Here is a 13,225-nt window from a genome sequence, read left to right on the forward strand (position 1 = left end):
CAGAAAACTTTTATTCTGTTCTTTAAGAGAACATATCCTTAACTTTTTCAAAGAACGACTTGTCCGATTTCTCTGGTTTAGGGGTGAAATTTTCATCACTTTGCATGCGTTCAAAGAACTCTTTTTGCTCTTTGCTAAGCTCTTTGGGCGTCCAAACATTCACGTGAACGAGCAAATCCCCGCTGCCATACCCATTAAGACTGGAAATCCCTTTTCCTCTCAACCTCAGTATTTTTCCCGATTGGATTCCTGGCTCCAATTTAATGCGCACCTTGCCTCCAACGGCATCAATTTCTTTGGAACTTCCCAACACCGCTTCTGAAAAACTGATATACAAATCGTAGTGTAGGTTATCCCCTTCCCTTTTCAAAGTATCATGTTCCGCTGTTTCAATGGCCACCAATAAATCCCCTGGGATTCCATTGCCGGGAGCCTCGTTCCCCTTACCACTGACTTTTAGCTGCATGCCATCTTCAACACCCGGTGGAATTTTGATGGAAACAGTTTCCTCGGCTACTTCCAAGCCTTGTGCATCGGCTCCACTTGGACGGTTATCAATAGTTTGTCCAGATCCACCACAGGTAGTACAGGTCGTCGCCGTTTGCATTCGGCCCAAAATGGTATTGGCAATCTTGGTCACCTGTCCACTTCCATTACAGGTTGTACAGGTTTTGTAGGTTACCCCTTCAGCTTGGACCTTTCGTCGTACTTTGACTTTTTTCTCAACGCCATTGGCCACCTCTTCCAAGGTCAGTTTTACACGAATGCGAAGATTGCTGCCTTTTGTTCTGCGCTGTCCGCCACCAAATCCTCCAAATCCGCTGAATCCACCACCGAAAGCGCTTCCAAAGATATCCCCAAACTGACTGAAGATATCATCCATATTCATTCCACCTCCGCCAAATCCGGCACCACCTTCAAAAGCGGCATGTCCAAATTGGTCGTACTTCGCTTTTTTATCAGGATCGCTCAGCACCTCATAGGCTTCGGCCGCTTTTTTGAACATCTCCTCGGCCTTTGTATCCCCTGGGTTCTTATCTGGATGGAATTCAATGGCCTTTTTTCTATACGCCTTCTTGATTTCCGCCGCAGAAGCTCCCTTGGAAACACCTAATATGTCGTAAAAGTCCTCCTTCATACCTTATTAGTTACCTACAACCACTTTGGGGTGTCTGATGATGCGTTCTCCAAGTTTGAAACCCTTTTCAACCACATCGATTATTTTTCCTTTCAATTTTTTATTGGGAGCAGGAATCTGGGTGATGGCATCGTGCACTTCGGCATCAAACACATCTCCTTCACCTACTTCAATCTGCTCCAATCCTTTAGCTTTTAGGGTTTCCCTAAATTTATTGTTGATGAGCTCCACGCCTTTAAACATCTCCTTATCCTCAGATTTGGAAAGTTCTTTCAAGGCCCGGTCAAAATCATCCAAAATGGGCAACAAGGAGACTATGACCTCCTGGCCAGCGGTCTTAAAAAGATCCATACGCTCCTTGGAAGTACGCTTCTTGAAGTTTTCAAACTCTGCAAACAACCTTAAAAACTTGTCCTTTTCCTTGGTCAATTCCTCACGCAATTGATCCTCTACGGACAGCTCCTCTTCAAGAGTCGACCCATTGGTTTCATCGTTCAGTTCAGGATTTTCCGCAATTTGGGATTCGTTCAATTCCCCTTCCGTTTCCTCAACCTTACTTTTCTTGCTCATATATGGTTTGTTTTTTTCTTTTTTGAAGTGGCAAAAGTACTGCCATTTGTCCAAAAATGTCAAAATGTCACAAGAAAACACTAAAAAATCCGCCAAAGGCGGATATCAAATTATTTAGCAACATTGGCAAAGCCAATTTAAATGACGCTTCTACTGAACCGTGTAAGACTCTTTTTGCTCCTTACCATAAAGGTTCATTAGAGCGGGTTCCAGATTGGGATACTGGAAAACAAAGCCTTTCTTTTCAATTCTTTTGCTACTCACCCGCTGACTGGCAAACAACAGATAAGACATTTCCCCCAGGAGCCCCTGCATGGCAAACTTTGGAATATTGGGCAGCCAAATGGGCTTGTTAAGTACCCTGCCCAAAATTTTGGTCATTTTGGATTGGGTAACGGGATTGGGAGCCACTCCATTAAATGTTCCCTTAAGTCCGTTTTCCATAATGTAGACAAACATCTGCGCCAAATCCTCAATATGTATCCAGGATTGCCATTGTTCGCCAGAGCCAAAGGCCGCACCTAAATACAACTGTACTGGGCGAGCCATCTTGGGTAATGCTCCGCCATTGGCTGAAAGGACTACCCCAATTCTAATCTTGGCTACGTTTAAGTCTAAATCCTCAAACTCATATGCCGCATTTTCCCACTGTTCCACCACACTCCCTAAAAAACTATCATCCACTTCTTTCTCGCTCTCATCATAGAATTGGGAAAGGGAATTGGGATAAATCCCAATGGCCGAAGCTGAAATAATGGATTCTATTCCATGGGCATTGCTGCTTTCCAAGGCTTTTTTAAGGGTCTTTAAGCTTTCAACCCTGCTCTCCTTTATTTTTCTTTTGTAGGATTTGGTCCATCTGTTGGCTATGGTAGCACCGGCAAGGTTGATTATGGTACGGACCCCTTCCAAGCTTTTGGGATCCATCTCCCCAGTTGAGGGGTTCCAATAAAACCCTTTATAATTGGGATCTGAATGAATTTTTCTTTTACTACGGGTCAGGTAATGAACGGTGATGTTTTTTTCGTGTAGAACCTTAACAATCTCCTTTCCAACTAAACCCGTTGCACCTGTAATCAACACCTTCATACCTTCATTTTAATACAAAATTAGTCGTTTCATTTCCAGAATATTCAGGCATTAATTTAGCTTTAACAGAATTGTTGAAGGAAATTCGCGGTTATGGTCACTTCAGAGCTTTACACTATTTTGGTGGCCCTGAGCATTTCCCGTTTCCCAGGGGGTCCTGGAAGTCGTTCCACAGTAAAGCCTACAGCCTGCATTGCCCTTCGCACACTACCCTTGGCTGCATATGTTACCAATACTCCCCCAACTTTGAGAGCAGTAAACATTTTGGAAAAAATGGCCTCCGTCCATAACTCTGGTTGCACCCTAGCTCCAAAAGCGTCAAAATAGATAAGGTTAAACAAATTGCTGTTTTCAATTTGCATAAAATTCTTTTGCTGTTTTAGCAAACAAAAATTCTTAGCTATAGCAACCTCCTCTTCCCAGGGCGAACGATGCATCTTTTCAAAAACACCCTGATGTCCATCAACCTGCAATTGGGAGCAATAGTCCAAAGCCCCAACTTCCTCCATTGAAACAGGATAGGCCTCCACTCCCACATAATTGATTTGAATTCCGTTTTGTTCCGCTTCCAAGAGTGTTATCAAGGCATTCAATCCCGTACCAAACCCAATCTCCAAGATACTTATATCCTGCAAGCCTACATGCCTTAAACCATGTTCTATAAAAACATGATAGGCCTCTTGGACGGCTCCGTGTTTGGAGTGATATTGCTCGTTCCAATCCTCTAGATGGATGGTTTTGGAGCCGTCAGCCGTTGTTATAATCTTCCGCTTCAATATTCAGGATGGAATTGCTACTGAAAATCAATGAATTAATCTTGGATTTCATTGCATAGGTTGCATCAAAAATGTTAAATACATAGGTGATTTTAAAAATCTTGAGATTTCGGGAACAAACTGTGTAAATTTAATTGAAAAGTAAGCAATACAAGGGTTTATTGTCTAATTTTATAGGTTCAAATTATTTGAAATGGAAACAATGACTAAAAATGTAACGGTAGAGAAGTCCAAAACTTCAAAAATCCATGATGTTGATTTTGACAACCTTTCCTTCGGAAGCGTCTATACGGACCATATGCTAGTCTGCGATTACGTGGATGGAGCATGGCAAACGCCCAAGGTAATTCCTTATCAGCCCATTAGCCTGGATCCCTCTGCCAAGATTTTCCATTACGGTCAGTCCATTTTTGAGGGAATGAAAGCCTATAAGGATGAAAATGGCAAAGCCTGGTTGTTTAGACCCTTGGAGAACTTTAAGCGGTTCAATAAGTCGGCCAAAAGATTGGCTATTCCTGAATTGCCGGAATCCCATTTTATGGATGGCTTGACCACTCTTTTACAGGTTGAAAAAGATTGGATTCCGCAAAATCCCGGAAGCTCCCTATATATCAGACCGTTTATCCTAGCATCCGGAAACGGATTCCACGCCTCTCCAGCTGATGAATACAAATTTATCATTGCCTGTGCTCCTTCCGGCGCTTATTTCTCGGGAAAGGTAAAAGTATTGATAGAGGAAAAATACTCCCGCGCAGCCAACGGCGGAGTCGGATATGCCAAGGCAGGTGGTAATTATGCCGGACAGTTCTATCCAACCCAACTAGCTATTAAAAAAGGATACCAGCAGGTGATATGGACAGATGACAACACCCATGAGTATATTGAGGAAGCAGGCGCCATGAACATTTTTGTCCGTATTAACGACACCTTGATCACTGGCCCTACCAGTGACCGTATCCTGGATGGTATTACCCGTAAAAGCATCTTGCAAATTGCAGAGGACCAAGGTATAGCAACGGAGGTTCGAAAAATTACCGTTTCTGAAGTAGTGGAAGCTGCCAAAAACGGAAGTCTTAAGGAAATGTTTGGTGCAGGTACTGCTGCAGTAGTATCGCCCATTGCTGCGTTCGGTTATCAAGGAACCGATTATGAACTACCGGAATTGGAGCAAAGTTATGCTTCCCAATTAAAACAATATATCACCGATCTCCAATACAATCGGATTGAGGACAAATTTGACTGGAGATATCCAGTAGATTAATTAAAAAAAAAAGCGCCTTAAGGCGCTTTTTTTAATTGTTCAATATTCCTTCAATATCTGGTTTAAAGTAGTTGGGCCCTTTCAGCACTTTTCCGTCTTCCCTGTAAATAGGATTGCCGTCCTCGCCCAGTTTGCTCATATTGCTACGTTGGATTTCATTGAAGACTTCCTCTATCTTGTGCTGCATGCCATGTTCCAAAATGGTTCCGCATAAAATATAGAGCATATCTCCCAAGGCATCAGCCACCTCCACCAAATCTCCGTCATTGGCTGCTTCCAAATACTCTTTGTTTTCCTCATCCATTAGGTTGAAGCGCAGTTTGTTTTTTTCTGCACCAAGATTGGCCTGTGGTTGCTGCTGTACTCCAAGTCCGAAGGAATTATGGAACAGTTCCACCGCTTTAATTTTGCTTTGCATTACTTTCTTTTGATTTAGCTTTGCATAAAAATAAACAATATGTTAAGCACCGGACAATTAATTTTTGCCGTACTTTTTTTCATTGCTTTTGTATTCGTAATCGCCTTCACATATAAAAAGGATAAGTCTTGGCATCAAAAAAACTATAAGGGGGTTAAATGGGTGCTGGCCACTTTTGTAATCTTCATAATTATCCTGTTTTTGATTAAGTACTTTCTTAAAAATTAACAGCTTTTTTGTTTTCACAACAAAAATGTCATTGTTTACAACTTTAATCAGACTAAAGCATCGCTCGTATAGGAAAAGACGTACTTTTGCATTGTACCTGATTAGTAAAGACAAATGGTAACATTTTTCAGCCTCCTATTCATTTTGCTAGCAGTAAACGCAATTCTTTTGATTTTTAGCGTAAATGGAGCTGGCGAAAGGTTTAGAAAACCAATTCAAAAGATTTCGGAAACTTCGATCAGAAAAATCCTCCCCCGCGAACAGTCCGAGACCGATTTAAAGAAAGCTGTTTAGTTTGTACCTTTAAGGTATGAAACAGGTTCTTCTTGTTTTTTTGGGCGGTGGTTTAGGTAGTGCATTGCGCTATTTGATTTCCAAGCCGCTTAATATTGTATTTCACAATTTTTTCTTAGGGACTTTCTTGGTCAATATTGTTGGCTGTCTACTTATTGGTATTATCCTGGGGTTTTCTGCAAAGAATAATTTGCTCACTTCCAATAACACCCTTTTCCTGGCCACAGGCTTTTGTGGTGGATTCACCACATTCTCCGCGTTTGCATTTGAAAAGCACACCCTAATAAAAAACAGCGAGCTTTTTCATTTTTCATTGTACACCCTCAGTAGCATAATTGTGGGGATATTGGCCGTTGCCTTGGGCCTCTGGCTATCCAAGTTTTTGGATTAGTTATATTCTTTTAAAATTTCTATCACTTTTGTTGGTTTCCGAACAATTCTATCGGAAAAACCCCTATTCCGTATAAAATATCAAAGTTTTTGGGCTTGGTATTAAGAAAAAGTCATCAATAGTTGAATAAAACTTACTTTAAAATTGAGTACCCCTAATTTTATAGGGGTATTTTTTTAATAATTACAAAAATTGATGTTGTACCCCATCATTTTGAGGGGTTAGTCATGTTTTAACATATATTTGGCTCATCAATTAACTACTTAATTATGAAAAAAGTCGAGGCAATTATTAGAAAATCCAAATTCGACGAGGTGAAAAAAGCACTTCATGGGATTGAGGTCAACTTCTTTAGTTACTGGGATGTAACAGGGGTTGGAAATGAGAAACAAGGCCACGTGTATCGTGGTATCTCTTACAGTACTTCGGACATTCAGAGGAGGTACTTGGTTATTGTGGTATCGGATAGTTTTCTGGAGCGTACCGTAAACACCCTTCTTGAATCAGCATCAACAGGAAATGTCGGGGATGGTAAAATCTTCGTAACCGATGTGATTGAGGCTTACAGAATCAGAACAAAGGAAAGCGGCAGTGCCGGTATTAACTAATCAACAAACCTTAACTACAATATTTAAAGATTATGGACGCAGGATTATTTACAGCGAATAACGTATGGATGATGATTTGTACCGCCTTGGTGTTCTTTATGCACCTTGGATTCTCTTTCTTGGAGATTGGACTTACTCGTCAGAAGAATACCGTGAACATTCTATTTAAGAATGTATTTATTATATGTGTTGGACTCCTATTATATTATATAGGTGGTTTTAACTTGATGTACCCAGGATTTGAGGATGGCGACGCAGGCTTCCTTAAGTTTGCTGGATTTGGAATTGCAGCCCCAGAAAATGGAATGACCCCCGAATATGCCGATGGCGGCTATACATGGTGGACCGATTTTCTCTTCCAAGGAATGTTTGCGGCTACTGCAGCAACCATTGTTTCTGGAGCCGTTGCTGAAAGAGTGAAGCTCAAAAGCTTTATGCTTTTCACCATTATCTACGTTGGATTGGTTTACCCAATCGTTGGATCTTGGCAATGGGGTGGTGGTTTCCTTTCTTCCCTTGCTTTTGGTGAAGCCGAAGGTTTCTACGATTTTGCAGGTTCTACCTTGGTACACTCCGTAGGAGGATGGGGTGCATTGATCGCCATTTACCTTTTGGGTGCGAGAATCGGAAAATTTGGAGAAGATGGAAAGCCAAAGGCCATTCCAGGACACAACCTTCCGCTAGCGGCAGCAGGTGTTTTGATTCTTTGGTTGGGTTGGTTCGGATTTAACGGAGGTTCCGTTCTATCTGCAGATCCAGAGTTGACATCCCTAGTGCTTGTTACCACATCATTGGCAGCAGCAGCAGGTGGGGTATCCGCTTTCCTAACTTCCTTGTTCGCTTATAAAAATTACGATCTTACCATGTTCTTGAACGGAATCTTGGGTGGATTGGTTGGAATTACAGCAGGCGCGGACCAAATGTCCCCCAACGAAGCGGTAATCATCGGACTTATAGCAGGTGTGGTCATTGTAGCAGGAGTTGCATTGATTGACAAGCTTAAATTGGACGACCCAGTAGGTGCCGTTGCGGTTCACTTGATCTGTGGTATGTGGGGTACGCTTGCCGTAGGAATCTTTGGCGATCTTGCCGGATTTGACCAGTTCTTGGTACAATTGGCCGGTGTAGGAGCTGCAGCAACATTCTGCTCCCTAACTGCATTTATCATTCTATTTACCATCAAAAAGGTATCTGGCATCCGAGTGGACGAAAAAGAAGAGCTACAAGGATTGGATATTCACGAGCATGGGATGGACGCTTATGCCGACTTTAGAATGAACCAACATTAAAATAGCATAAAAGGAAACGGAGCGTTTGGCAGAACGCTCCGTTAAATAACCTTTTTCACTGTACAAATCTCAATTAAATACCAATAAATGCTTCTGTATTGAGGCACCTTAATATTTAAGATTATGAAAACGATTATCAGCACAAAATACATAAAAAAAATAGCTTTTATTGCTTTAGCAAGCATCCCGGTTTTGGCCTTCGCACAAGAGGAAGAAGAAGCCAAAACAACATTTGAATTTAGCGGAACGGTTGACGCCTATTACCGCACCAACTTGACCGCACCCAACGGAGAAGATGCCATTGCCCCAGGTTCTTCATTTGCCAATTTGGATGGCTTTTCGCTGGGTATGGCCAACATAATAGCAGCCTACGAAGGAGATAAGGTGGGTTTTGTGGCAGACTTGGTGTTCGGCCCGAGAGGAACGGACGCTATCTTTGCCTCTCCCATGTACTCTGCTACTGGCGATATTGTTAACCAGTTGTACGTATATTGGAATGTAAGTGAGGACGTAACCCTTACCTTTGGTAACTTCAACACCTTCTTGGGATACGAAGTAATCTCACCTGCAGCCAACTTTAACTACAGCACTTCTTATTTGTTCTCTTACGGTCCTTTTAGCCATACCGGTTTAAAAGCCGACTTTGATCTTGGGAATGATTGGAGCGCAATGTTGGCGGTAATGAATCCGACAGATTTGACCGAGCTTAACGGAACGGGAGACTATGCTGTGGGTGCCCAGTTGGGTTACTCTGGTCAGTTCCTAAACTTCCTGTACAGCCAAGGTGGTTTTGAGGTTGACTTTACAGGTGGGTTCGATGTATCAGAAGATTTCTTCCTAGGCGTGAACGCAGCTCACTTTAGCCAAGAAGATAATGGCGGAAGTTTTACAGGCGTTGCCCTTTATCCACAATTGGCCACTTCTGACAACTTCACCATTGGTTTAAGAGGTGAATATTTTACAACAAGTGACGGATTTGACAACGTTGCCGGGATTGGCGCCGCTGGTGATACGGATGATGGAAGTGTTTTTGCCGTTACCTTGACTGGAAGTGCCACAGTTGGCGATTTGATTTTGAAACCTGAAATCCGATTGGACAGCACCTCAGAAGATGCTTTTATAGACAATGACATGGAGGCCACGGGAAGCTTGGCATCCGTTCTTTTTGCCGCAATCTACTCTTTCTAGAAAACAATAAGTTCTGACTATTTTGATTTAAAAGCCCTTCTTCCTCCGGAAGTTGGGCTTTTTCATTCCTTGATAAAGTCTTTCACTCCTGCTCTCACATTAGTTCTCAAATAATTTTGCCTTGGCACTAGAGGGCAGGAGTACTTTTTATTGTATACACAATAGGGATTGTACGCCTTGTTGAAGTCAATAACAATCGTATCCCCTTTGGGAATCGTTAAATCGATATAACGTCCGCCTCCGTAGGTTTCATTGCCGTTGGTATTATCCAAAAATGGTAGGAACAGATAATCCTCCAATCCCTCATCAGGTTCGTCCATACTTTGATAAATTTCCAATTGGTATGGTGTACCCTGGAGTTCAAAATGCGCAATACCGTATACCACTTCATTCCTATGGTCATTGGTTGTGGTCTTCATTAAAAAAGGAATGGCTTCCGGTGTGCGCTCCAATTTGGCATGGACAATATAGCTGGTGTCGGGTTCATAAAAATCCAACCCATTAAAATCTTTTCGGTACCGATCGGGCAAAGGTGAGCTCTCGGGATTTCTAAAAGAGGCGTTTAATCCCATCTGAAAATCAAGAATATCCTGAACCAAGTTGGATTCCGTTGTAACTTCCTTGACTTCCCCATGGTATTTTTTATCCGACTTGCAGGCCATCACCAAACAACACGCAAGAAGCACCAAATATCTCATCCTCTATTTTTTTGCTGTAAAAGTAGCGGAAATCAATTTGAATAGTACCTTAGCATTCCTTCTAATTCAAAATGTATTCAGATATGACCAGAATCCTCGTGGTACTTTGCCTCTCCGCTGTCTTTTTTTCTTGTGGGGAAAGAAAGGAATCCAAATTGATTGCTGAACCGGCAAACCGGGTTTTCCCCAAACTTGAGGCTAATCGGTACAATGTCGCATTCTTGATTATGGACGGGGTCTATAATACCGAGTTTACAGCTCCCTATGATATTTTTCAGCACACCCAATACCGCAAAAACATCAAGGCCATGAATACTTTTACCGTGGCCAACACCCTAGATCCCATTACATCTTTTGAAGGGGTTCGGATTCTCCCTGATTTTGATTATACCAAGGATTCCATTCCAAACATCGACATATTGGTAGTACCTAGCGCCGAACACCACTTGGACACCGACTTGGAAGATACCGTCATGCTTGAATTTGTAAAGAAAACGAACCAGAATGCCCAATTCGTCACTTCCCACTGCGATGGGGCCTTCGTGCTGGCAAAGGCAGGGATCCTGGACAAAGTTGCATCCACTACTTTTCCCAGCGATATTGGCAAATACAAGACCATGTTTCCCCATTTAAATGTAAAGGATAGCGTCCTTTTTGTTCACGACGGCAAATACATCACTTCTGCTGGAGGAGCCAAAAGCTTTGAAGCGGCCCTTTATCTCTGCGAATATTTGTACGGAAAAGAAATTGCGGAATCTATTGCCGGAGGATTGGTAATTGATTGGAACTTGGAGGATGTTTCCAGATTTATTGCTCCTTGATGTTGTAACGGGCGTCTTTTAAATATTCAGATACCAACTTATTAAATTTTGGGTTGATGCGAAGTAAGGCAGTATGTTCCAGGCCATATAAGGTTTCCTTGTCATTAAAGCCCCTTTTAAATGCTTCCTCCAAGTAGAATAAGGCCGTGCCAAAATCCTCGTTTTTCGAGCTCAAGGAGATAATCTTCATATAGAAGTCAAAATTATCGGGCTCCAAAATGGTCTTCAGCATAAAAAGGAAGGCCAATGCATCCTCATCAATCAAATCTTCGGATTGCACGATATCGATATTGTCCTCTGCCAAAGCATTGATGTATCCCAATAACCGATGTCCCATATTCTTTTCAGCTTTATTGGAACCTTCTATGAATTTGTTGATTTCACTTTTTTGAAAATTCCACCATCCCAAATTGTTGAAATTATAGGCCAACAAGTCTTCCTCCATATAATACAGGTAATCCTCCTTAAGTAAGGATTCCTTTAAAAAAGCAGCACTTTCGGACCTTTTCATACTTCGGTACATTTTATTCCTTCGAATGTCCCGCTGCACCATTCGCAAGGAGTCCAAGTTCTTGTAAGCTCCATACACGCCCATCATCTCACCTAAATACTGTTCCGCCAATAAGAGCTTCAAGGAATTTTTTAACCTTCCCGCATGGGTCACATCGCTCTCGTAAGATCCGTCAATATATGAAGAGTCCCTAGCCACCAACTGTTTGCGCATGGCAGCCAGTGTAAATAATCTCAATGATCTTTTAAGATAAGATGGGTCAGGCCATAATTTATCCCCAGAATGTATCAATACTTGATTGGGAAATCTATACCGATCCAAAATCTTTTTTACAGACAGCAAGCCTGGATAGTTATAGTCCTTTTTATTCACTATCCCAATAAAATGAAATGGACGTCTGATACTCAACAACTCTGTATTGGTAATGCTCGCCCCAATGGAAATTGCCCCGCTCACATCCTTGGATAAAATGGGTACCAAATTGGCGTACCTACCACCAGATCCCGCGCCTGCCGTGTAAATCCTCGATTTTTGGATGGGCAACAAGTCCATTACCTTTTGCACCGTTTGGGTAGTTTTCACCATATTATCGGCCAATGAAGCGGTATCCCTTACTTGGGGTGCTGCCAGCACATAGCCTTCTTCTTCAGCGGCATGCACGAACATGGAGAGGGCCTGTATCTCTTTACCATCCAAATCAAACACCACCAACAAAGGCCATGTCTTATCCGTGGAAAATGAGGTGGGCAAATACAGGGAGAAGGTTTCAGAAATGGAATCGTTTACTGGGAGCGCTTCCAAAATGGTTCCCTTTTTCAGTACCATTTGTTGGGAAAAAACACCCTGCGCAACACAAGTGGCAAGAAAAAGTATAGCGAGATTTTTTTTCATATTCCTTTCACAACAAAAACCCCGCCAAAACGGGAATATTTTTTAGTCACTTAAAAATAATCGAAAATGGTCAGTAAACCTTACCGTTTTTGATTGGGGCATTGGAAATTACATTGGACAATACAATATGCGTACGGCATTCCCCATAAACAATGAGTTGGTCTATAAACTTTTCCAAGTGGGCCTGATCCTTCAGTACCACCTCCATAATGATATTTTCGTTTCCGGTTATACGGTAACAATTGACCACTTCCTGAAAGTTATCCACTTGGTTTAAAAAGGGCTTCAATTTTCCGACGAAAGCCCTGAGCATGATAATAGCCTTAAGCTGATGTCCGGCCAAAGCATAGGACACTTTGGTTTCGTATCCCTCAATCACCCCAACATCTTCCATCTTCTTGACACGTTCTGCCACTGCTGGGGGTGTGAGGCCAATTTTACGACCAATATTTGCAAAAGTTTCCCTGGCATTTTCTTGTAAACAAGCTAAAATTTGCCAGTTTATATCATCTATTTTCATATGTAAAGCAAAAAATGAAAAAAATTAATAATCTAAAGTGAATTAATCACCAAGCTTTTGAATCCAAAGTTAAGTTATCTTTTTGATATGTAATTTTATAGTAGAAAATTGCTTTTGAAAAAAATGGAGAAAAATTCTTTAAATTCTCTTGGAGTATATCGTAAATCTTTGGCCCTTCGTGACTTGAGTGAGGCCGTCGCCCATTATTTTTCGTACAACAAGGATTTGCTATCATTTAGGAAAATTGGAAGTTTCCGTGATGACGTGATGCAATCCCTAATGACCGATGCGGTTCAAATCACCAAGGAGGTAGAACATGTTGCGCTCAGCAACTCATACGCCTCACGTATGAGAAGTCTTAGTTTCATCAACGTAATGACCAAGAATATCCTGGCTTATTGCAATGGCTTGGAGCGGGATGGCGTCAAGGAAAAAGAATATCTGAATCTTTTGCGAAGGGAAATCAAGATTTTTAGGGTTTCCTTTAAAAAGTGGCGAAAATCTTTCCAAAACGGAAACGACTAATAAAACCCA

Annotated in this window: 15 protein-coding genes; 7 read left to right on the forward strand and 8 right to left on the reverse strand. The window is 41.8% G+C overall.

What is annotated here, in order from left to right; genetic code table 11:
- Positions 1 to 22: 22 nt before the first annotated feature.
- The 4 genes from dnaJ to mnmD form a co-directional block, all read right to left on the reverse strand.
- Complete coding sequence (gene dnaJ / locus ACRHOZ_RS03890) at positions 23 to 1,138, reverse strand: molecular chaperone DnaJ (protein ID WP_431122587.1); 1,116 nt, start codon at positions 1,136 to 1,138, stop codon at positions 23 to 25.
- 6 nt (positions 1,139 to 1,144) lie between these two features.
- The gene (locus ACRHOZ_RS03895) at positions 1,145 to 1,708 is read right to left on the reverse strand and encodes a nucleotide exchange factor GrpE (RefSeq protein ID WP_431122589.1); all 564 of its coding nucleotides are present in this window, start codon (positions 1,706 to 1,708) and stop codon (positions 1,145 to 1,147) included.
- 150 nt (positions 1,709 to 1,858) lie between these two features.
- Positions 1,859 to 2,797: a TIGR01777 family oxidoreductase gene (locus ACRHOZ_RS03900; RefSeq protein WP_431122592.1), complete on the reverse strand. Its 939-nt coding sequence runs from the start codon at positions 2,795 to 2,797 to the stop codon at positions 1,859 to 1,861.
- A gap of 110 nt (positions 2,798 to 2,907) precedes the next feature.
- Complete coding sequence (gene mnmD, locus ACRHOZ_RS03905; RefSeq protein WP_431122594.1) at positions 2,908 to 3,573, reverse strand: tRNA (5-methylaminomethyl-2-thiouridine)(34)-methyltransferase MnmD; 666 nt, start codon at positions 3,571 to 3,573, stop codon at positions 2,908 to 2,910.
- A gap of 202 nt (positions 3,574 to 3,775) precedes the next feature.
- On the opposite strand from mnmD, the gene ACRHOZ_RS03910 reads away from it, so the two are divergent.
- On the forward strand, positions 3,776 to 4,834 hold the full coding sequence (locus tag ACRHOZ_RS03910; protein ID WP_431123328.1) for a branched-chain amino acid aminotransferase: 1,059 nt from the start codon (positions 3,776 to 3,778) through the stop codon (positions 4,832 to 4,834).
- A 31-nt stretch (positions 4,835 to 4,865) separates the two neighbouring features.
- On the opposite strand, the gene ACRHOZ_RS03915 is transcribed toward ACRHOZ_RS03910, so the two are convergent.
- On the reverse strand, positions 4,866 to 5,252 hold the full coding sequence (locus ACRHOZ_RS03915; RefSeq protein WP_420400421.1) for a hypothetical protein: 387 nt from the start codon (positions 5,250 to 5,252) through the stop codon (positions 4,866 to 4,868).
- Between the two features lie 538 nt (positions 5,253 to 5,790).
- Between ACRHOZ_RS03915 and crcB the strand changes: the two genes are divergently transcribed.
- The 4 genes from crcB (at position 5,791) to ACRHOZ_RS03935 (ending at position 9,250) form a co-directional block, all read left to right on the forward strand.
- On the forward strand, positions 5,791 to 6,165 hold the full coding sequence (gene crcB, locus ACRHOZ_RS03920) for a fluoride efflux transporter CrcB (protein ID WP_431122596.1): 375 nt from the start codon (positions 5,791 to 5,793) through the stop codon (positions 6,163 to 6,165).
- 269 nt (positions 6,166 to 6,434) lie between these two features.
- On the forward strand, positions 6,435 to 6,773 hold the full coding sequence (locus ACRHOZ_RS03925) for a P-II family nitrogen regulator (protein WP_431122599.1): 339 nt from the start codon (positions 6,435 to 6,437) through the stop codon (positions 6,771 to 6,773).
- 32 nt (positions 6,774 to 6,805) lie between these two features.
- On the forward strand, positions 6,806 to 8,062 hold the full coding sequence (locus ACRHOZ_RS03930) for an ammonium transporter (RefSeq protein WP_431122602.1): 1,257 nt from the start codon (positions 6,806 to 6,808) through the stop codon (positions 8,060 to 8,062).
- Positions 8,063 to 8,185: 123 nt separating this feature from the next.
- On the forward strand, positions 8,186 to 9,250 hold the full coding sequence (locus ACRHOZ_RS03935; protein WP_431122604.1) for an outer membrane beta-barrel protein: 1,065 nt from the start codon (positions 8,186 to 8,188) through the stop codon (positions 9,248 to 9,250).
- A gap of 62 nt (positions 9,251 to 9,312) precedes the next feature.
- On the opposite strand, the gene ACRHOZ_RS03940 is transcribed toward ACRHOZ_RS03935, so the two are convergent.
- Positions 9,313 to 9,948: a DUF1684 domain-containing protein gene (locus ACRHOZ_RS03940; RefSeq protein ID WP_431122607.1), complete on the reverse strand. Its 636-nt coding sequence runs from the start codon at positions 9,946 to 9,948 to the stop codon at positions 9,313 to 9,315.
- Positions 9,949 to 10,031: 83 nt separating this feature from the next.
- On the opposite strand from ACRHOZ_RS03940, the gene ACRHOZ_RS03945 reads away from it, so the two are divergent.
- Positions 10,032 to 10,769, forward strand: coding sequence for a DJ-1/PfpI family protein (locus tag ACRHOZ_RS03945; RefSeq protein ID WP_431122609.1), 738 nt, complete (start codon positions 10,032 to 10,034; stop codon positions 10,767 to 10,769).
- Here the strand turns inward: ACRHOZ_RS03945 and ACRHOZ_RS03950 are convergent.
- Positions 10,756 to 12,171: an alpha/beta hydrolase gene (locus ACRHOZ_RS03950; RefSeq protein ID WP_431122611.1), complete on the reverse strand. Its 1,416-nt coding sequence runs from the start codon at positions 12,169 to 12,171 to the stop codon at positions 10,756 to 10,758. The genes ACRHOZ_RS03945 and ACRHOZ_RS03950 overlap by 14 nt on opposite strands.
- Before the next feature lie 70 nt (positions 12,172 to 12,241).
- Positions 12,242 to 12,691, reverse strand: coding sequence for an Lrp/AsnC family transcriptional regulator (locus ACRHOZ_RS03955; RefSeq protein ID WP_431122614.1), 450 nt, complete (start codon positions 12,689 to 12,691; stop codon positions 12,242 to 12,244).
- Positions 12,692 to 12,814: 123 nt separating this feature from the next.
- Here ACRHOZ_RS03955 and ACRHOZ_RS03960 point away from each other — a divergent pair, with 123 nt between their 5' ends.
- Positions 12,815 to 13,216 carry a hypothetical protein gene (locus ACRHOZ_RS03960; protein WP_420400429.1) on the forward strand — a complete coding sequence of 134 codons (402 nt, stop codon included), beginning with the start codon at positions 12,815 to 12,817 and terminating at the stop codon, positions 13,214 to 13,216.
- Positions 13,217 to 13,225 lie beyond the last annotated feature (9 nt).

This window comes from Flagellimonas flava (genome assembly GCF_050617915.1).
Taxonomy (GTDB): domain Bacteria; phylum Bacteroidota; class Bacteroidia; order Flavobacteriales; family Flavobacteriaceae; genus Flagellimonas; species Flagellimonas flava_A.